Origin of the sequence: Selenomonas sp. oral taxon 478 (genome assembly GCF_001189555.1) — a bacterium.
Classification (GTDB): Bacteria; Bacillota; Negativicutes; order Selenomonadales; family Selenomonadaceae; genus Centipeda; species Centipeda felix.
Genome location: NZ_CP012071.1, coordinates 1,432,050 through 1,451,967 on the forward strand (window position 1 = coordinate 1,432,050; position 19,918 = coordinate 1,451,967).

Consider the following 19,918-nt stretch of genomic DNA (forward strand, 5'->3'; position numbering starts at 1 on the left):
AGAAGGATATACATGGCTATTTTGGTCTGCGGCGGCGCAGGATACATCGGCTCTCATGCCGTTCATGCACTGGTGGAAAAGGGCGAGCAGGTCGTGATCGTGGACAATCTCCAGACGGGGCACCGTGGGGCGCTGAACCCTGCGGCCACGTTCTATGAGGGCGATATTCGCGATGCGGCGGTGCTCGATAAGATTTTCACGGAGAACAAGATCGAGGCAGTCATCCACTTTGCGGCGAACTCCCTCGTGGGGGAGAGTGTCGAAAAGCCCCTGCTCTATTTCAACAACAATGTCTACGGGATGCAGGTGCTCCTCGAGGCGATGGTGCGCCATGGCATCGACAAGATTGTCTTTTCCTCGACGGCGGCCGTCTACGGCGAGCCGAAGCGCGTTCCCATTCACGAGGACGACGAGACGCACCCGACGAATCCGTACGGAGAGACAAAGCTCACGATGGAGAAGATGATGAAGTGGGTCAGCCGTGCGAACGGTGTGCGCTATGTCTCCCTGCGCTACTTCAATGCGGCGGGGGCGCTCCCCGACGGCTCGATCGGTGAGGATCACGCGACGGAGACGCATCTCATCCCGCTCATCCTGCAGGTGCCGCTCGGAAAGCGCGACCATATCACGGTCTTTGGCGAGGACTATCCGACGCCCGACGGAACGTGTCTGCGTGACTACATCCACGTGGTCGATCTTGCGGATGCACATGTGCGTGCGCTGGACTATCTGCGGCAGGGCGGCGAGAGCAATATCTTCAACCTCGGCAACGGGCAGGGATTCTCGGTCAAGGAGATGATCGCCGCCGCGCAGAAGGCGACGGGACGCTCGATCAAGGTGGAGATCGGTGCACGCCGCGCGGGCGATCCGGCACAGCTCATCGCGTCGAGCGAGAAGGCACGCACGGTGCTCGGCTGGAATCCGCAGTTTACGGACGTGGAGCAGGTCATCGGCACGGCGTGGACGTGGCACGAGAAGCATCCGAACGGCTATGGGGACTGAGGGAGGACTGTCATGAGTGACATACAGCGCAGCATCAGCCGCCTCCTGCATTTTGCGCGGCAAAAGGGGCTGATCGCCCCTGACGATGAGGTGTACGCCGCGAATCGCCTGATCGACGTGCTCGGCGTGGAGGAGTATGTGCCGCACGCCGTCGATGAGACGCTCGAGACGGCGACGCCCGTGCTCGAGGAGATGCTTGACGATGCGGCGGCACGCGGCTTGATCGAAAATACGGTGAACGAGCGCGACCTGTTCGATACGCGCATCATGGACTGTGTGATGCCGCGTCCCTCGGAGGTCGTGCGGGAGTTCCGCGCGCATTATGCGGCATCGCCGCAGGAGGCAACGGACTGGTACTACCGTCTGAGCATTGCATCGAACTACATCCGCAAGACGCGCATTGATCGGAACATCGCGTGGAAGACGGCGACGGAGTACGGTGATCTCGATGTGACGATCAACCTCTCGAAGCCCGAGAAGGATCCGCGCGACATCGCAAAGGCGAAACTAGCGAAGGCGTCCTCCTATCCGAAATGTCTGCTCTGCCGTGAGAACGAGGGCTATGCAGGACGGGCGAACCATCCCGCGCGCGAGACGCACCGTCTCATCCCGCTCGATCTGTGCGGAGCACCGTGGTTTCTCCAGTACTCGCCCTATACCTACTACAACGAGCACTGCATCATCCTGAACGGCGATCATGTGCCGATGCAGATTTCACGCCATACATTTGAGAATCTGGCGTGTTTCTTACGGCTGTTCCCGCATTACTTTGCCGGCTCAAATGCCGATCTGCCGATTGTGGGCGGCTCGATTCTCTCGCACGATCACTATCAGGGCGGACACTATACGTTCGCGATGGAGCGTGCGGCGACGGAGAAGGAGTACGCGTTCCAGAACTATCCGACGGTGCGTGCGGGACGCGTCAAGTGGCCGATGTCGACCCTGCGGCTCACCTCACCGGATGCGGATGCGCTCATCGACCTCGCGGAGAAGATTCTCGCGGCATGGCGCGTCTACAGCGATGCGTCGGTGGAGATTCTCGCGGAGACGGACGGCACGCCGCACAATACGATTACCCCGATTGCGCGGCGGCGCGGCGAGGACTTTGAGTTCGATCTCGTGTTCCGCAACAATCGGACGACGGCAGAGCATCCGCTCGGGCTCTTTCACCCGCACGCGGAGGTGCACCACATCAAGAAGGAGAACATCGGCCTGATCGAAGTGCTGGGGCTGGCGATCCTGCCCGCGCGTCTCAAATCGGAGATGGAGCAGATCCGTGCGGAGCTGCTGCGGGGAGCGGCGGACATCGCGGGAATCGCGGACATCGAAAAGCATGCGGACTGGTATCGCTCGGTACGTGCGGCGCATACGACGGTCACGGAGGGAAATGTCGATGGGATTCTGCGCGACGAGATTGGAAAGGTGTTCCTGGAGGTGCTCACGCACGCAGGTGTGTTCAAGCGTGACGCGGCAGGAATGGCGGCGTTCGACCGCTGGATTGAAAGCATAGCGGGCGTGTAGATGTCTGCGTACTCCTCGCAAACACCTCGTTACGCAAACGGTCGTACACTTATCTGCCTAAATACCTGCGGACTTCTTAAACGCGCTTCGCTTGAACGAAAGAAATCTGCAGGGGGCAGAACGTGTACTTCCCCCGTTTGCTTCACTAGGGTTTGCTTAGGAGTATCGCATGACAATGATACAGGGGGAAGAGAGAATGAAGGCGACGATCGTTGATGTGGCGAAGGAGTCGGGCGTGTCTGTCGCGACGGTTTCGCGCGTCGTGAACGGGAACTATCCCGTGCGTGAAAAGACGCGGTTCAAGGTGGAGAACGCCATCAAGAAACTGGAGTATGTACCGAATCTGCAGGCACGCGAGCTGAACACGCAGCGTTCCTCGAGCATCGGCGTCGTCGTACCGGGCTTTGACAATATATTCTTTGCCGAGGTGCTGGACGGGGTGGAGGAGCATCTGCGGCAGAGTTCCTACTCGCTGCTGCTCGCCTGCGCACAGAACGATCCTCGGCGCGAGGAGGCGTGCGTGCGGGACTTCATCACGCGCAATGTCTCAGGGGTGATCGTCGTCAGCCCGAACACGGAGACGGCAGCGACGGAGTTCTACGAGACGACGGCGGCGCGGCTTCCCATGGTCTTTATCAACAGCGCGCGGGAAATTCCGGGCATATCGCATGTGACGAGCGATCAGCGCGGCGGCGCCCGTGCGGCACTCGAACATCTATTTCGCTACGGGCACGAGCGCATTCTCTTTGTCCGAGGCGAGAACAGCGATTCCTATCGTGTGAAGGAGGACGTCTACCGTGCCGTTATGCAGGAGCGGGGGATGTTCCATGCGGAGGATATCGTCAGCATCGGCGACGGCAATCGCATTGAGACGGTCGAGAACACCATGTTCATCCTCATGGATCAGATGCTTGATTTTGCACCAACAGCGATTTTTTGCTGCAACGACCTCATGGCGATGGGAGCGGTCAACGCCTGTCAGCGTATGGGACGGCGCGTTCCGCAGGACATCTCGGTGATCGGCTATGACAACACGGTGCTCAGCAAGTACACGGCGCCGCAGCTCACGACCATCGACCAGCACATGGGCGATCTTGGGCGGGAGGCGGCACGCCTCATGCGGAAGCGGATCGAGGAAGGGACGGCGGAGAATATCGTACGCGCAAACACCGTGGTGGAGCGTGAGACGACGGGGTTTCACGTGGAGGAAGATATGGGGCTGCAGAGGTTCGGCCGCCTTGCATAGCGTTTTCATCACACAACCGAAGGGGGGATATACATGAATATCATCTATCATGAGCAGGGCAGAGTCTTTCATCTCTTCAATGATTCGATCAGCTACATTCTCATGGTACTGCCGCACGGCGGGCTCGGGAGCCTTTACTTCGGTGCGGCACTCCGCGACCGCGAGGGCTTTGAGCATCTCTTTGAGCGTGCGCATCGCGGGATGTCGGCGTGTGTCTTTGCGGACAGCCGCGACTACTCGCTCGATGCGATCCGACAGGAGCTGCCGACCTACGGCTCGTCGGATTTTCGCCGTCCTGCGCTGAATGTGCTGCAGGAGAACGGCAGCCGCATTCTCGATCTGCAGTTTAAGGACTGGCGCGTGGAGGACGGCAAGCCGAAGCTCGCGGGGCTGCCCGCCACCTACGTGGAGTCGCCAAGCGAGGCAAAGACGCTCATCATCACACTGGAGGATGTGCCGACGGGGCTGTGCGTGGAGCTCCTCTACACGATCTTTGCCGAGGGAAATGCGATCGCGCGCAGTATGCGCTGCCACAATGCGGGGATGGAGATGCTGCACCTGCAGAAGGTGATGAGTCTCTCGATTGACCTGCCCGATACGAACTATGAGTGGCTGGAGCTGACGGGGGCGTGGGCACGTGAGCGCCACGTGGAGCGGCGTCCGCTCGCCACGGGCATTACGGCGATTGGCAGCCGCCGCGGACACTCCTCGGGACAGTACAATCCCTTCGTCGCTCTCGTGCGCCCCGAGACGACGGAGATGCAGGGCGAGGTGCTCGCCGTGAGCCTCGTCTACAGCGGCAACTTCGAGATGCTCGCCGAGGTGGACAACCACGGCGTGACGCGTCTGCAGGCGGGCATTCACAGCACGGATTTTGACTGGACGCTCGCCACGGGCGAGACGTTCCAGACGCCGGAGGCAGTGCTCGTCTGGTCGAACGAGGGGCTGAACGGCATGAGCCGCACGTATCACCGCCTCTACCAGCGGCGGCTGGCACGCGGCACATGGCGCGACAAGGTACGCCCCATCCTCATCAACAACTGGGAGGCGACCTACTTCGACTTTACGGAGGAGAAGCTGCTCGCCATCGCGGATGTGGCGGCACAGTGCGGCGTGGAGCTTTTCGTGCTCGATGACGGTTGGTTCGGTGCGCGCACGTCGGATCATGCGGGGCTCGGTGACTGGACGGTCAACCCCGACCGTCTGCCGAACGGGATTGACGGGCTCGCGGAGAAGATTGAGGCGCGCGGCATGAAGTTCGGCATTTGGGTCGAGCTCGAGATGGTCAATGAGGACTCCGATCTCTACCGCGCACATCCCGACTGGGTGCTCTCCGTCCCGGGGCGGAGAAAATCACTCGGACGCTCGCAGTGTGTGCTCGATTTCTCCCGGCAGGATGTCGTCGATAATATCTATGAGCAGATGGCGGCGATTCTCGCGAGCGGCAAGGTCTCCTACGTAAAGTGGGATATGAACCGCAGCATTACGGAGTGCTGGTCGCACGCGCTGCCTGCCGCACGGCAGGGCGAGGTGTTCCACCGCTATATTCTCGGACTGTACGATCTCTATGAGCGGCTGACGACGGCGTTCCCGCACGTGCTCTTCGAGTCCTGTGCGTCGGGCGGCAACCGCTTCGACCCCGGGATGCTCTACTACGCGCCGCAGGCATGGACGAGCGACAACTCGGATGCCGTCGAGCGGCAGAAGATCCAGTACGGTACGTCGATGTGCTACCCACTGAGCAGCATGGGCAGTCACGTCTCGGTCGTGCCGAACCATCAGGTGAACCGCGTGACGCCGCTGCACACGCGCGCGAACACGGCGTACTTTGGTACATTCGGCTACGAGCTTGACCTAGGCAAGCTCAGCGCGGAGGAGCTCGCCGAGGTCAAGGACGAGATCGCCTTTATGAAGAAGTATCGTGAGATCTTCCAGTTTGGCACGTTCTACCGCCTGCAGAGCCCCTTCGAGCACAATGTTATGGCGTGGATGTGCGTGAGCGGCGATCAAAAGACGGCGATTGTCGGCTGGTACCGCACGCTGAACCGCGTGAATGACCGCTTTGCGCGCGTGCGCCTTGCGGGACTGCTGCCGGACACCCTCTATGAGGACAGCCGCAGCGGCGCGCGCTGCTACGGTGACGAGCTGATGCACTACGGGCTGATTACGACGGACGGGACGACGGGCGAGCCGCATCCCGAGGACGGCCTGACGACGGACTTTGACTCACGTCTCTATGTGCTGAATGCTGTGGAATAAGACAGATTGACGATAGTGGGGCACTGCATGAAGCAAAAAACTTCGTGCGGTGCCCATTTTCTTGTTGCCGCATGAATCCGTCATTGCAAAATGTGCAGAATTTCGTTAGAATAGAAGTGTAGACCACATGGAAGAAGGGAGATTCTTATGGCCGTCAAGCGAATCTTCGTCGAAAAGCGTCAGGGCTTTTTTGACGTTCCGGCACAACGCCTTTGCAGTGATCTTGTGGAGACGTTCCGTCTGACCGACCTGCGCGCGGTACGCATGATTACGCGCTACGATGTGGAGGGACTGAGCGACGAGGAGTTCGAGCAGGTTCGCGACATCGTCTTTGCCGATCCACCGGTTGACACCGTCTATGAGGATGCACTGCCCTTTTTCGCCGATGCGAAGATCTTTGCCATCGAGCCGCTGCCGGGGCAGTTCGACCCGACGGCTGCGGCGGCTGCGGAGTGCGTGCAGCTCGTGACGCAGGGGGAGCGTCCCACGGTGCGCACGGCACGCGTTATTATGCTCATCGGCAGGATCAGCGATCTCATCGTTGAAAAGATCAAGGCATATCTCATCAACCGCGTGGAGAGCCGTGAGGCGTCGCTCGCCACGCCGGCGACGCTCGAGGTGCAGCCTGCGATGCCGGGGGATGTGGAGGTGCTGACGCAGTTCAACGCACTTTCGCGCGAGGAGCTGGCACGTTTTCACGCTGCCCACGGCTTTGCCATGAGCGAGGAGGATCTCGCTTTTGTGCAGGAGTACTTCCGCACGACGGAACGCCGCGCACCGACGATCACGGAGCTGCGCGTCATCGATACGTACTGGTCGGATCACTGCCGTCATACGACGTTTACCACGGCGATCGATGCAGTAACCATCGAGAATGGCTTTTTCTCCCTGCCGATCAAGGAGACGTATCAGAAGTACACCGACGACCGCAAGGCGCTCTACACGGATAAAAAGCGCGATATGACGCTGATGGATCTTGCCGTGATCGGGATGAAGGCACTGCGCGCGGGGGGCAAGCTGGACGATCTCGATGTGTCGGAGGAGATCAACGCGTGCAGCATCCATATTACCGTGGATGTCAACGGGAAGAATGAGGACTGGCTCCTCATGTTCAAGAACGAGACGCACAATCACCCGACGGAGATCGAGCCGTTCGGCGGTGCGGCGACCTGTCTTGGCGGTGCGATCCGCGATCCGCTCTCGGGGCGTTCCTATGTCTATCAGGCCATGCGCGTGACCGGAGCAGCCGACCCGCGCACGCCGATAGAGGAGACGCTGCCCGGAAAGCTCCCGCAGAAGAAGATCACGATTGGTGCTGCCGAGGGGTACAGCTCGTATGGCAACCAGATCGGCCTTGCAACGGGACAGGTGCGCGAAATCTACCACAAGGGCTATCTCGCTAAGCGTATGGAGATCGGCGCGGTCATCGGGGCTGCGCCTGCCGCGCAGGTCGTGCGTGAACGTCCCGTGCCCGGCGATGTCATCATCCTCCTCGGCGGACGCACGGGACGTGACGGCATCGGCGGTGCGACCGGCTCATCGAAGCAGCATACGGAGCAGTCGCTGACGACCTCGGGCGCCGAGGTGCAGAAGGGCAACCCGCCGACGGAGCGAAAGCTGCAGCGGCTGTTCCGCAATCCTGAGGTCAGCTGCCTGATCAAGCGATGCAACGACTTCGGTGCAGGCGGTGTCGCCGTGGCCATCGGTGAGCTCGCGGATGGGCTGACGATTGATCTCGATGCCGTTCCGAAGAAATATGAGGGGCTGGACGGTACGGAGCTCGCGATCTCCGAGTCGCAGGAGCGCATGGCGGTCGTGCTCGCTCCGCAGGATGTGCCCGCCTTCCTGCGGCACGCAGATGCGGAGAACCTCGAGGCGACGCGCGTCGCCGTAGTGACGAAGGAACCGCGTCTCGTGATGCAGTGGCGCGGCAAGGACATCGTGCGCATCGCGCGCAGCTTCCTCGCGACGAACGGCGTGCGCCAGCATGTGCGCGTCGCTGTGGCGTCCCCGAACGAGCAAGCGCCGTATCTGCAGCAGGTTCCGTCCCTCGTATGCAAGGCAGGACGCTCGCTTGAGGCCATGTGGCTTGCGAATCTGCGTGACCTCAATGTGTGCAGTCAGAAGGGGCTCGGTGAGCGGTTCGACGGGACGGTGGGCGCAGCCTCCGTGCTCATGCCGTTCGGTGGAAAGTACCAGCTCACGCCGTCGGAGGCGATGGTTGCAAAAATCCCCGTGCGTTACGGTGAAACGAATACGGCGTCGGCGATGGCGTTTGGCTTTGATCCTGATCTCTCAACGTGGAGCCCATTCCATGGCGCGGCGTATGCCGTCATCGAGGCCGTGGCGAAGATTGTCGCCGTCGGCGGCAGAGCGGATCGGGTGCGGCTGACGCTGCAGGAGTACTTTGAGCGGCTCGGCACGGACCCAAATAAGTGGGGCAAGCCCTTTGCGGCGCTCCTCGGCGCGCTGCGTGCCCAGCATGAGCTCGGGATTCCTGCCATCGGCGGCAAGGACTCGATGTCCGGCACGTTCGAGCAGCTGAATGTTCCGCCGACGCTCGTCGCCTTTGCGGTGGCGACAGTGCCTGCAGATGAGGTGCTCTCGCCGGAGTTCAAATACCCCGGCAACCGTGTTATCATGATTCCTGTTCCGCGTGATATGCAGGATCTTCCTATCTTTGAGCGTCTGCGCAAGAACTTTGCGAAGGTGCATGAGCTGATCCACGGGCAGAAGGTGTTCTCCGCGCAGAGCGTCGGCCGCGGCGGCGTTGCGGCGGCACTCTCGAAGATGTGTCTCGGCAACAACCTCGGCTTTAAGTTTACGACCTATATTCCGCAGGATGATCTCTTTAAGCCGCTCTATGGAACGATCCTGCTCGAGGTGGCATCTTCGTTCGACCTCAATGCGAACCTTGCGGGCATGGGGGCAGTCGAGATCGGTGTCACACGCGACGTGCCGAGCATCATCACGGATCTCGATACCGTTGTGCTCGCCGATGTCAAGGCAGCGTACACCGAGCCTCTCGAAAAGATCTTCCCGACGACGGTGTCGCACACGCATCGCCAGATCGATCGCCCGACCTTTGCTCCCTATACGAAGGGGAAGCACAAGAGCAGCTCGCTCAAGATTGCAAAACCGCGTGTCTGCATCCCCGTGTTTCCGGGGACGAACTGCGAGTACGATTCGGCGCGCGCATGGGAGCGCGTCGGCGCAAAACCTGAGATCATGGTCGTGCGCAACCTTACGCCACAGGCGGTCGAGGAGACCGTGACGGTGATGGCTGAGGCGATCAAGCGCGCGCAGATCCTCATGCTGCCGGGCGGCTTCAGCGGCGGCGATGAACCTGACGGGACGGGCAAGTTCATCGCGGCGATGTTCCGCGCTCCGCAGATTGCCGAGGCGGTGCATCGACTCCTGCACGATCACGATGGTTTGATCCTCGGGATATGCAACGGCTTTCAGGCACTCCTGAAGCTCGGCCTTTTGCCCTACGGCGAGATCACGGATCTCGACGAGAATACGCCGACTCTGACGTACAACAACATCGGGCGGCATGTTTCGCAGACCGTGCGCGTGCGCGTCGCGTCGAATCTCTCGCCGTGGCTCTCGGGGGTCAATGTCGGTGATACGCATACATTGGCGGTGTCCCATGGAGAGGGGCGCTTCTATGCGGATGGACATACGGTGGCAGCACTGCGTGTGCGTGGTCAGATCGCCACACAGTACGTGAACGAGAAGGGCGATCCAACGCTCGATCAGCCGTACAATCCGAATGGCTCTGTCAACGCCATCGAGGGCATTACGAGTCCCGACGGCCGCATCTACGGGCGCATGGCGCATGCCGAGCGCATTGGACCCAATATTGGCATGAATGTCCCCGGCGAGATGAATCAGATGATCTTCGAGTCGGGCGCAGGATATTTTATACGGTAAAAGACGAAAAACATTCCTCTCTCGTTTTAGGGAGTACGGATAAAACAGTCCTTCAGATTGGTGTAAATGTTTCGTCCGACAGGGAGGAAAACCGAATGCGGAGTGATGCTCTGCACTAGATTTCCGCCGAAGTGCGGGCAAAGAGATGTACTAAGATGCCGTGCTGAGTGGATATCCGTGTCTCCTTTTATTCGTTGGACTAGAAAGCGCAGGAAAGTGACTTCCTGCGCTTTTTGCGTATGGATGGTCGGTCTTCGGCGGTTCGTCATATCGGCGGCATTGTCTTAGGGAATCACTGATAAAATGAAGCCCGTCAGATTGGCGTAGATTTTTCGTCCGAACAAGGTGGAAAACCGGACGCAGAGTGGTGCTCTGTGGAGGATTTTCCGCCGAAGTACGGGCAAAAAAGATGCGTCAAGATGATGGTGCTGAATTTATCAGTGATTCCTTAGATGAAATATCGTTCGCAGAGCGCCTTGTACGCCGCCGCCCCCGCATCGGTCAGCAGATAGTAGCTGCCCGCGCGATGGAGGAGGTGCTGATCGATCAGCTCGCGGCTGACGCGGCGCACCTTCGACGCATCCCATTTCAGATGGTCGCCAATCTCGTTCGCGTGGTTTTCTGCACTCTCAACGCGTTCTGCCGTGTGTCTGCCGATGTGGAGCAGGAAGAGGTCGCGCTGCATCTGCTGCATACTTCTTTTGCGGCGGATGTAAGTCGTGACTGCCCCTTTCGGCCCCATGAGCAGGGCAAGCAGGTAGACAAGCATATTTATGACCGCGCACAGCCCTGCAATCGAGGCGTTCATATGCACGGCAAGCGCGTAGCCGAGCGCGGAGTTTGCCATGCTGACGAGGAGGGCGAGGAGGAGCGTGTGCGACAGATGCTTTGTAAAGAGCAGAGCCGCCGCACCGGGTGCGATGAAAAACGAGATGACGAGAATCGCACCGACCGCATCGAATGCCGCGACCGTTGTGAGCGAGGTGAGCGACATAAAGGCGTAGAAGAGGATGCCCGTCGGCACGCCGATGAGCCGTGCGTATTCGCCGTCAAATGTGGAGACCTTGAGCTCCTTGTAGAACACGGTGATAAACACTGCAATCAGGAGAGCGAGCCCGCCCATCTTGAGCGCGGCAGCGGGAATCTCCATGCCGCCAATCTCGACCGTGTTCAGCCCCGCGTAGATGACTTCGCCCATGAGCACCATATCGGTATCGAGGTGGGCATTCCCCGCGTATTTGCTGATGAGAATGACGGCGAGGGCAAAGAGCAGGGGAAAGATGACACCGATCGCATCGTCGTATTTGACAAGGCGCGTCTTTCCAAGCAGCTCGACAAGCGACACTGTGACAACACCCATGAGTGCCGCACCGAAGAGCAGCCACGGCGAGCCAAGGTCATGCGTTACGAAGAAGGCGAGCACGATGCCGAGCAGTACCGTGTGACTGATCGCGTCCGCCATCATGGAGAGACGGCGCAGGATGAGAAAAACGCCGAGCGGTGCGCACGCTGCCGCCGTCAGCAGGAGTACGAGCAGTGCGTCATCCATGTGCGTGCCTCCGTTTCAACACTCTGCCGAGGATGCCCTTTGTTCCGAAAACAATGGAAAAAAAGGCGATCAGCGAGGCGACAAGGATGATGGAGGGCCCCGTCGACATGCCCTGTTCGAGCGTGCTGATGTACGTTCCGACGAGCGCGGAGACCGCACCGATGAGGCTGCTCAGTAGGAGCACGCGTGCAAAGTTGTTCGACCACTGATTTGCCGCAACGCAGGGGATAATGAGAAAGGAGCTGATGAGGATTGCGCCGACCGCCTTGATTCCGATGCCGATGACGGCAATCGTCATGACGAGCAGGAGGAGGTTCAGCAGACGGCAGGGCAGCCCTACTACCTCGGCATACTCCGCGTCAAAGACGAAGAGCTTCAGCTCCTTGTAAAAGAGCAGCAGGAGCGTGAGCACGAGGGCGGAGATGGCGGCGATCAGCAGGACATCCGCCTCAAGCATGTACGCCGCCTGTCCGAAGATGTACGTCCCGAGCCCCGCCTGTGACGCGCCCGCGTAGTCAGGATTTCCTTGGATAAAACTCTTGAGTGCCATACCAAGCCCGAAGAAGCCCGAGAGGAAGATTGCGAGGTTTGCATCGAGCCCCAGACGCTTGTCCCTGTGCGCGAGCTGGATGAGCGCGTAGCTTGCCGCACCTGCCAGAATTGCTCCCGCGAGGAGGATAACGGGGCTGCGCGTCGCGAACGCCATGTAGGCAAGGATGATGCCGGGAAAGGTCGAGTGCCCGATTGCATCACCGATGAGGCTCTGCCCCTTGTAGACGCTGAATGCGCCGACGGGGGCAGCGGCGACGGCGAGGATGACGCTGCCGAGCGCGACAATCTGAAAGGTGTAGTTCGTCAGAATGTCCATCGCTCACTCCTTCACGCGGTAGGCGCGCGCGAGTGCCGCCTCCTTGTCGATATCTGCGAGATAGTCCGATGCCTTTACCGTGCGGTTCAGCACGACAAGATAGTCGAAATAGGCATCGAGCGTACTGAGATCGTGGTGGACGGCGATGACGGTGCGCTTTTCCTTCTGTAAATCCATGAACTTGTCCATGATGATGCGTTCCGTCGTCTCGTCAACGCCCGCAAGCGGCTCGTCCATGATGTAGAGCTGCGCGTCCTGCGCGAGTGCGCGTGCGATAAAGACCCGTTGCTTCTGCCCGCCCGAGAGCTCCGAGATCTGACGGTCGGAGAAGTCTGCCATCTTCATTTTATCGAGCGCGTCCATCGCCAGAGCGCGATCCTCCTTGCCGGGGCGGCGCACAAGTCCCAGATGGGCATAGCGCCCCATGAGCACGACATCAAAGACCGTCGTCGGGAAATCCCAGTGTACCGAGCCGCGCTGCGGCACATAGGCGATCTGCTTGTGCACGGCGGAGAGTGCCTTGCCCCAGAGGAGCACTGCGCCTGAGACGGGCTTCAACAGCCCGAGGATGCCCCGCAGCAGGGTGGACTTGCCCGCGCCGTTCGGTCCTACGATCGCACAGCGCACGCACTCCGGCACATCGAGGTCGATGTCCCAGAGCACGGGGGTATCGCGGTATGCCATTGTGAGATCTTCGATATGTATGACGCTGTTCGTTCCTTCCATTCTGCGTCCCTTCCAGCGATGTTTATTTCAGGTGCGAAACAATCAGATCGATGTTGCTGCGGTACATCGTGATATAGGTATCGCCCTTCTGGCCCTCGGGTGCAAGAGAATCCGAGAAGAGCTCATTGCCCTCACCGCCAACAATCTCGACATCGAAGCCCTTCGTCCTGCAGACCTCCTGCAGCTTCTTCATGCGTTCGGGATTCGTCGTGCTCTCGGCAAATACCGCCTTGACCTTGTGCTCGACAATGTAGTTTGCCGTTTTCTCGATGTCGGCATTCGCAACCTCGGAGTCTGTGCTGACCCCCTGGGGTGCGATGACATTAACGTGGTAGCGGTGGGAGAAGTAGTTGAATGCATCGTGCGGCGTGACGAGATTGCGCTGCCCTTCGGGGATCTGCGCGATCTTCTGCGTGATTTCCGCATCAAGTGCGTCGAGTTCCGCAAGATACGTTTTCAGATTCTCCTGAATCTCCTTTTCGTGTTCGGGAATAAGTTTTACAAGCTCGGTTGCCGCCTCCTCGGTCGCCTGTTTGTAGAGTGCGACATCAAACCAGAAATGCGGGTCGACGATCTTTTTGCCGTCCTCCTCCATATAGTTGATGTTTGCATCCGCAAAGTTCTTCGTGACCGCGACGCCCTTTTTCTCAAGCACCTCTGCCATCTTGCCCTCGAAGTGCAGACCGTGGTAGAGGAGGAGATCCGCCTTCTTGATCTTCTCGAGGTCGGCCGGCTGTGCGACGTAAAGATGCGGATCCTCGCCTGCGGGGATAATCAGTTCGATGTTCACATAATCGCCCGCAAGCTGCTTTGTCATATCCTGTAAAAATGAGGTCGTGACCGTTACGGTTTTCTTCGTGTCGGCTGCCTTGTCGCCGCCTGTGCCTCCTCCGCCGCAGCCGACGGCGACCAGTGCCATCATGGCGAGTGCGAGGGTGAGCAGAAGTCGTGGAAATAATTTTTTTGCGTGCATAACAGCACCATCCTTTCATTTGTATTGAGAATAACACAAAAATTCCATCTTGTAAATGAGAAAATTTCTCAATATAGAAATTGATTTATGAAAAATGAAAACGCCCCCGTGAAAATCCACAGGGGCGACAAGGTCCATTCTGTTTTATTTCTGGAGCAGCTTCTCTTTCAATGCGCGATAGCGGATCGTTTCATAGGAACCAATCTGCGATTCGGGATGGTCGCTGCCGTAGGCACGACCGCTGACGGACAGCAGCGGCGGCGACTGGATGCGCTTGGCGACTGCCATGCCCGTATAGAGCCCCCACCAGCGTTCGAGATCGGCGATAAAGTCCGCCGCCGTCGGGAAATAGTCTGCGACAAGCCCTTTATTACAGCCGATATGTGCTTCGAGCGCGTTTTTGGCATAGTATTCCAGAATTTCCTCAGGCGTTTCATTGTTCTCTGCAAAGGCGCGGAAGAGGTAGTCGTGATAGGGGTAGCGAATGGGGTCGCCCTTGCCCTCGTCGACGTTTTGCGCATCGGAGAGTTCGGCACTCGGTACGATGTCGATGATACCCTGTGGGATGGTCTCGCGTCCGTAGACGCTGTCGTTCAGATAGCGTGCGAGGTCGTAGACCTGATATTTCCAGAGGTCAGCGAGTGCTGAGAGGAAGCCTGCCTGATCGCCGTAGAGGGTCGCGTAGCCGACGGTGGACTCCGCCTTGTTCGCGTTGCAGGTAAAGCCTGCGCCCCATGCGGCGGCGACGGCGGAGAGGACACGTCCGCTGCGGTCGCGTGCCTGCATATTCTCGCGCACGAACGAGGAGATCGTGAGGTGCTCCCCCTCTGTCGCACATTTCCCCATGATGGGAACAGTCGTGAGCTGATCGACCGTGTGCGTGACACTCTCCTCGATGGGGACGATCATGTGGCGGCAGCCGAGATTGTCCGCGAGCTGTGCCGCAAGCCCCTTCGTCGTTGCAGAGTTGAAACGGCTCGGCATATTGACGAGCAGGACGTTTTCTGCGCCGATCGCGTCGACGTAGAGGGCGGCGGTGACAGCGGAGTCGATGCCGCCCGAGATGCCGATGACAACGCGCTCCATACGGATGCGTGCAAGAAATTTTTGCACGGCGTAGCGCAGCATGCGATGAGTGGGCGCAATGATTGGCTCTGCCACAAAGTCCACCTTTGTGGGCAGTTGATTCGTGTCGAGGATGGTCACATTCTCCGTGTAGGCGGGAGACATCAGAATGCGCTCGCCCTTTTCGTTGAAGGCGTATGCCCTGCCGGGGAAGGCATAGACGGTCTTGCCCTTGTCCTGAAGGCCAAGCGTGTTGATGTAGCAGATTGTTTTATGCTGCTGCATTGCCGTGCGGGCGAGGTACTTTGCACCAAAGCAAATGGGATAGGGGCTTGCATCGGCGGCGAGAATGATGTTCTCGTTCGGCATCTCATAGAGGAGTGGAGCAAACTGATTTCCCGCACCGTGCAGCGGTGAATGTGCGACCTCACGCAGTACGCCGTCCCGCGCCTCCATGAGTGTGCGGCGCACGCCCGTGCAGCGTTCTGCCTCTGCTGCGTTTCCAAAGATGACGGTAATGCCATCTGCCGCAGCGGCAATCTCCTCGGCGTAGGCGGCGCAGTCGCGCAGGAACGCGGGCTGTTTCCACACGCCGCCGAGGAAGAGCCCCGAGAGGCTGAGTGCGGGGAAAAGGGCGAGGTTGGCACCCGCCGCCTTTGCCTCTGCAATCTTTCCGCGCATTGTTGCAGCGTTCCGATCGGGACGACCGGGGACGACTTCCATGGAGATGAGTGCAATTTTCATAGTGATGCTCCCTTCCAAACGCAATAGCGTTTGATTTTTATTCCGGCTCAATGGTATAATCCGGAGTGGTGAGTAATATGGCAAAGAAGAAAATTCCAAAGACCAACGCGGCACGCATCTTGGATCGCCTTGGCATTTCCTACGAGCTTCTGACCTATCCCGTCGATGAGAGCGATCTTTCGGCGGCGCATGTGGCAGAGGTGACCGGCATCCCGTTGGAGCGCATCTACAAGACGCTCGTTGTGCGCGGTGACCGCACGGGCGTGTTCATGGCGGTCATCCCGGGCGCGGGGGAGCTTGACCTGAAGGCTGCCGCCGCCGCAAGCGGCAACAAGCGCGCGGAGATGGTGCATCTGAAGGAAGTCTTTGACCTCACGGGCTACGTGCGCGGCGGATGTTCTCCGCTCGGCGCGAAGAAGAGCTATCCCGTCTACTGCGATGACAGCATGATGCAGCAGGAGCGCATTTGTGTGAGCGCGGGACGGCGCGGCGAGCAGATCTCGCTCCCGCCCGCCGACCTCATCCGTGCGGCAGAGGCACAGACGGCACATCTCGCGCGCTGATCTGCGAAAGACACAGGCATTAGTATAGCACAGATGCAGGGCAATGCCCAAATGAAAGGATGTATACAATGGATTACTTCAGTACGCGCGGAGGCGCGGAGCGTGTTTCCTCTGCTGCGGCGATTCTCAAGGGGCTTGCCTCGGACGGCGGGCTGTTTGTGCCTGCGTCATTCCCGCAGATGCCGCTTTCCGCCATCGAGGAACTGGCGAGCCTCTCATACGAGGAGCGTGCCGTACACATCCTGCGCCTTTTTTTGACAGACTATACGGAGAAGGAAATCGAGGGCTGCGTGCGCCGCGCCTATGGGCAGACGTTTGACGATGTGCGCCGTGCCCCTGTGACGTCGGTCGGTGATCTCGAGGTGCTCGAACTCTGGCATGGCCCGACGAGCGCCTTCAAGGACATGGCACTCCAGCTTCTCCCGCAGCTGATGAGCACGGCGCGCGTGAAGCAGGGGGAGAAGGACACGATTCTCATCCTTGTCGCCACCTCGGGCGATACGGGCAAGGCGGCACTCGAAGGTTTTGCTGATGCCGAGGGAATCCGCATCATGGTGTTCTACCCCGACGGCGGCGTCAGCCCCATCCAGCGACTTCAGATGGTGACGCAGGCGGGAGACAATGTCCGCGTCATGGCCGTGCGCGGCAACTTTGACGATGCCCAGCGCGGCGTGAAGGAGATCTTCGGCGATGCGGCGATGGCAGCGGAGCTCGCCGCCGCCCATACCAAGCTCTCCTCAGCGAATTCTATCAACTGGGGGCGGCTCGTGCCGCAGATCGTCTACTACTTTAGCGCCTACGCCGATCTCCTCGCGGCGCAGAAGATTCAGGCAGGCGACGCTGTGAACTTCACCGTGCCGACGGGGAACTTCGGCAACATCCTCGCAGGTTACTATGCAAAGCGCATGGGACTGCCCGTGGGCAAACTCGTCTGTGCATCCAACGAGAACAATGTGCTCACGGACTTCCTGCAGACAGGCATCTATGATCGAAGGCGCGAGTTCCATCAGACGATGTCGCCGTCGATGGACATCCTCATATCGAGCAATCTCGAGCGCCTGCTCTATCATCTGACGGAGGATACGGCACAGGTCGATGCATGGATGAGGTCGCTTGCGGAGGAGGGTGTGTACGACGCGAGCATGATTCTTCCTGCACTTCGCGAGAATTTCTGGGCGGGATTTGCAGACGATGGAGAGACGACAGAGGAGATACGTCAGATCTACGAGCATACGCAGTATACACTTGACCCGCACACAGCGGTTGCCTATCGTACGGCAGAGAGCTATCGCCGTGAGACGGGCGATCTGCGCCCGATGATCGTGCTCTCCACCGCAAGCCCATATAAATTCGGCACGAGTGTCCTGCATGCGATCGGTGCGGATGTAGAGACACGGGATGACTTCGCTCAGATGGAGTGCCTGCATGAGCGCAGCGGTATGCCGATTCCGCCGCGCCTTGCCGCACTTCGTACAGCACCTGTCCGTCATGAGGAGGTCTGCGAAAAGGACGGGATGCGCGACGCCGTGCTGGACTTTGCACGTAGCGTTTGAGGAAGCACTGATAAACTCAGCACCGCCGTTTTAGTACATCTTTTTCGCCCTGTCTGTGCCCTAGAATCCTCCACATAGCTTTGGCTATGCGTCCGGTTTGTCTTCTTGACAGGACAAAAAATCTGCACCAATCCAAGGGACTGTTTTATCAGCGATTCCTTGAATCGCGGAATTTTTTCACAATAAAAGAGGGTTTTTCGTATTTATGTAGAATTGTGACAGAGTGTGAGATGAGAGAAAAAATCACTCATCCCGCATCCATGACGCCAATCTTTTGGAAGGAAGAGGTAACTATGGCAACAATTGATCTGACACAATATGGTATCACGGGGACGACGGAGATTGTCCACAATCCAGACTACGATCAGCTGTTCCGCGAGGAACTGCGCCCTGATCTCGAGGGCTATGAGCGCGGACAGGTCACGAATATGAAGGATGCCGTCAACGTCATGACGGGCATCTATACGGGACGTTCGCCGAAGGACAAATACATCGTGGATGACGAGACATCGCACGATACAGTGTGGTGGACATCCGACGCCTACAAGAACGACAACCATCGCGCCTCACAGAAAGCGTGGAACTCTGTTCGTGAAATTGCCATCCGCGAACTCTGCAACAAGCGCCTTTTCGTTGTTGATGCGTTCTGTGGTGCCAACGAAAATACCCGCATGGCCGTCCGCTTCATCGTCGAAGTGCCTTGGCAGGCGCATTTCGTGACGAATATGTTCATTCGTCCGACGGCAGAGGAGCTCGAGAACTTCAAGCCCGATTTCGTGGTCTACAATGCGGCAAAGGCGCGCGTCATGCACTTCGGCGATCTTGGCCTGAACTCCGAGACGGCGGTCATGTTCAACCTCACGAGCCGTGAGCAGATCATCGTCAATACGTGGTATGGCGGCGAGATGAAAAAGGGTATGTTCTCGATGATGAACTACTATCTCCCGCTGAAGGGCATCGCCTCCATGCACTGCTCGGCAAATACGGATATGAATGGCGAGAATACGACGCTGTTCTTCGGCCTCTCCGGTACAGGCAAGACGACGCTCTCGACGGATCCCGAGTGCCTGCTGATTGGCGATGATGAGCATGGCTGGGATGATGAGGGAATCTTCAACTATGAGGGTGGCTGCTATGCAAAGGTCATCAACCTTGATCCCAAGGCAGAGCCGGACATCTACAACGCCATCCGCCGCAACGCTCTTCTTGAGAATGTGACGGTTGATCTCGCTGGACATGTGGACTTTGCGGATAAGACCGTGACCGAGAATACGCGCGTCTCCTATCCGATTGATCACATCGAGCACATCGTGCTGGGCAAGGTCGCGAAGAAGTCAGCGGGTCCTCATGCAAAGCACGTTATCTTCCTCTCTGCCGACGCATTCGGCGTGCTGCCGCCCGTCTCGATCCTGACGCCGGAGCAGACGAAGTACTACTTCCTCTCGGGCTTCACGTCGAAACTCGCGGGCACGGAGCGCGGCATCACCGAGCCGACCCCGACGTTCTCCGCGTGCTTTGGACAGGCGTTCCTCGAACTCCATCCGGCAAAGTATGCGCATGAGCTCGTCCGCAAGATGCAGGAGCACGGCTCGTGTGCTTACCTCGTCAATACGGGGTGGAACGGTACGGGCAAGCGCATCTCCATTCAGGATACGCGCGGCATCATCCACGCAATCCAGAACGGTGCGATTGACAGTGCGCCGACGAAGAAGCTCCCGTACTTCGACTTCGAGATCCCGACGGAGCTGCCGGGCGTCGATCCGAAGATTCTCGACCCGCGCGACACCTATGCAAGCCGCGTGGAGTGGGATGAGAAGGCAAAGGATCTGGCCGCACGCTTCATCAAGAACTTTGGTAAGTATGCAGGCAACGAGGACGCAGATGCGCTTGTCGCCGCAGGCCCTCAGCTCTGA

13 protein-coding genes and 1 pseudogene are annotated in these 19,918 nt (G+C 59.0%); 8 read left to right on the top strand and 6 right to left on the bottom strand.

All coding sequences use genetic code 11. The features are described from left to right. Nucleotides 1-12 precede the first annotated feature (12 nt). The 5 genes from galE to ADJ74_RS06760 all read left to right on the top strand — a co-directional run bounded on the left by galE (nt 13) and on the right by ADJ74_RS06760 (nt 9,964). The gene (galE, locus tag ADJ74_RS06740; RefSeq protein WP_006689981.1) at nt 13-1,002 is read left to right on the top strand and encodes a UDP-glucose 4-epimerase GalE; all 990 of its coding nucleotides are present in this window, start codon (nt 13-15) and stop codon (nt 1,000-1,002) included. Nucleotides 1,003-1,014: 12 nt separating this feature from the next. After that, on the top strand, nt 1,015-2,523 hold the full coding sequence (locus ADJ74_RS06745) for a UDP-glucose--hexose-1-phosphate uridylyltransferase (RefSeq protein ID WP_050342929.1): 1,509 nt from the start codon (nt 1,015-1,017) through the stop codon (nt 2,521-2,523). 196 nt (nt 2,524-2,719) lie between these two features. Next, entirely contained in the window at nt 2,720-3,769 is a 1,050-nt protein-coding gene (locus ADJ74_RS06750) for a LacI family DNA-binding transcriptional regulator (RefSeq protein ID WP_050342931.1), read from the top strand. A 33-nt stretch (nt 3,770-3,802) separates the two neighbouring features. Beyond that, entirely contained in the window at nt 3,803-6,028 is a 2,226-nt protein-coding gene (locus ADJ74_RS06755) for an alpha-galactosidase (protein WP_050342933.1), read from the top strand. 147 nt (nt 6,029-6,175) lie between these two features. Beyond that, nucleotides 6,176-9,964 (top strand): phosphoribosylformylglycinamidine synthase, encoded by a 3,789-nt coding sequence (locus ADJ74_RS06760; RefSeq protein WP_050342940.1) that lies wholly within the window; start codon nt 6,176-6,178, stop codon nt 9,962-9,964. Between the two features lie 448 nt (nt 9,965-10,412). Here the strand turns inward: ADJ74_RS06760 and ADJ74_RS06765 are convergent, their stop codons facing one another. From ADJ74_RS06765 to nadE, 5 genes are all read right to left on the bottom strand, one after another. Then, nucleotides 10,413-11,513, bottom strand: a complete 1,101-nt coding sequence (locus ADJ74_RS06765; protein WP_050342942.1) for a metal ABC transporter permease — start codon at nt 11,511-11,513, stop codon at nt 10,413-10,415. Next, on the bottom strand, nt 11,506-12,381 hold the full coding sequence (locus ADJ74_RS06770; RefSeq protein ID WP_050342944.1) for a metal ABC transporter permease: 876 nt from the start codon (nt 12,379-12,381) through the stop codon (nt 11,506-11,508). Before ADJ74_RS06770 ends, ADJ74_RS06765 begins: the two co-directional genes overlap by 8 nt. Before the next feature lie 3 nt (nt 12,382-12,384). Next, nucleotides 12,385-13,107: a metal ABC transporter ATP-binding protein gene (locus tag ADJ74_RS06775; RefSeq protein WP_050342946.1), complete on the bottom strand. Its 723-nt coding sequence runs from the start codon at nt 13,105-13,107 to the stop codon at nt 12,385-12,387. A gap of 22 nt (nt 13,108-13,129) precedes the next feature. Continuing rightward, nucleotides 13,130-14,080: a metal ABC transporter solute-binding protein, Zn/Mn family gene (locus ADJ74_RS06780; protein WP_050342948.1), complete on the bottom strand. Its 951-nt coding sequence runs from the start codon at nt 14,078-14,080 to the stop codon at nt 13,130-13,132. Between the two features lie 144 nt (nt 14,081-14,224). After that, nucleotides 14,225-15,889 carry an NAD(+) synthase gene (gene nadE / locus ADJ74_RS06785; protein WP_050342950.1) on the bottom strand — a complete coding sequence of 555 codons (1,665 nt, stop codon included), beginning with the start codon at nt 15,887-15,889 and terminating at the stop codon, nt 14,225-14,227. A gap of 77 nt (nt 15,890-15,966) precedes the next feature. On the opposite strand from nadE, the gene ybaK reads away from it, so the two are divergent. Beyond that, nucleotides 15,967-16,452 carry a Cys-tRNA(Pro) deacylase gene (ybaK, locus tag ADJ74_RS06790; protein WP_050342951.1) on the top strand — a complete coding sequence of 162 codons (486 nt, stop codon included), beginning with the start codon at nt 15,967-15,969 and terminating at the stop codon, nt 16,450-16,452. Nucleotides 16,453-16,511: 59 nt separating this feature from the next. After that, entirely contained in the window at nt 16,512-18,005 is a 1,494-nt protein-coding gene (gene thrC, locus ADJ74_RS06795) for a threonine synthase (RefSeq protein ID WP_172664520.1), read from the top strand. On the opposite strand, the pseudogene ADJ74_RS11570 reads toward thrC, so the two are convergent. Beyond that, nucleotides 18,005-18,136 (bottom strand): annotated as a pseudogene (locus tag ADJ74_RS11570) (secretion protein HlyD); the annotation flags it as partial. The gene thrC and the pseudogene ADJ74_RS11570 overlap by 1 nt on opposite strands. Before the next feature lie 162 nt (nt 18,137-18,298). Here ADJ74_RS11570 and pckA point away from each other — a divergent pair. Further along, a complete protein-coding gene (gene pckA / locus ADJ74_RS06800; RefSeq protein WP_039981059.1) occupies nt 18,299-19,918 on the top strand; it encodes a phosphoenolpyruvate carboxykinase (ATP) in 1,620 nt (539 codons plus the stop codon).

Coding starts and splice junctions, on each gene's coding strand:
- galE (WP_006689981.1), top strand. CDS start 13: ATGGCTATTTTGGTCTGCGGCGGCGCAGGATACATCGGCTCTCATGCC.
- ADJ74_RS06745 (WP_050342929.1), top strand. CDS start 1,015: ATGAGTGACATACAGCGCAGCATCAGCCGCCTCCTGCATTTTGCGCGG.
- ADJ74_RS06750 (WP_050342931.1), top strand. CDS start 2,720: ATGAAGGCGACGATCGTTGATGTGGCGAAGGAGTCGGGCGTGTCTGTC.
- ADJ74_RS06755 (WP_050342933.1), top strand. CDS start 3,803: ATGAATATCATCTATCATGAGCAGGGCAGAGTCTTTCATCTCTTCAAT.
- ADJ74_RS06760 (WP_050342940.1), top strand. CDS start 6,176: ATGGCCGTCAAGCGAATCTTCGTCGAAAAGCGTCAGGGCTTTTTTGAC.
- ADJ74_RS06765 (WP_050342942.1), bottom strand. CDS start 11,513: ATGGATGACGCACTGCTCGTACTCCTGCTGACGGCGGCAGCGTGCGCA.
- ADJ74_RS06770 (WP_050342944.1), bottom strand. CDS start 12,381: ATGGACATTCTGACGAACTACACCTTTCAGATTGTCGCGCTCGGCAGC.
- ADJ74_RS06775 (WP_050342946.1), bottom strand. CDS start 13,107: ATGGAAGGAACGAACAGCGTCATACATATCGAAGATCTCACAATGGCA.
- ADJ74_RS06780 (WP_050342948.1), bottom strand. CDS start 14,080: ATGCACGCAAAAAAATTATTTCCACGACTTCTGCTCACCCTCGCACTC.
- nadE (WP_050342950.1), bottom strand. CDS start 15,889: ATGAAAATTGCACTCATCTCCATGGAAGTCGTCCCCGGTCGTCCCGAT.
- ybaK (WP_050342951.1), top strand. CDS start 15,967: ATGGCAAAGAAGAAAATTCCAAAGACCAACGCGGCACGCATCTTGGAT.
- thrC (WP_172664520.1), top strand. CDS start 16,512: ATGTATACAATGGATTACTTCAGTACGCGCGGAGGCGCGGAGCGTGTT.
- pckA (WP_039981059.1), top strand. CDS start 18,299: ATGGCAACAATTGATCTGACACAATATGGTATCACGGGGACGACGGAG.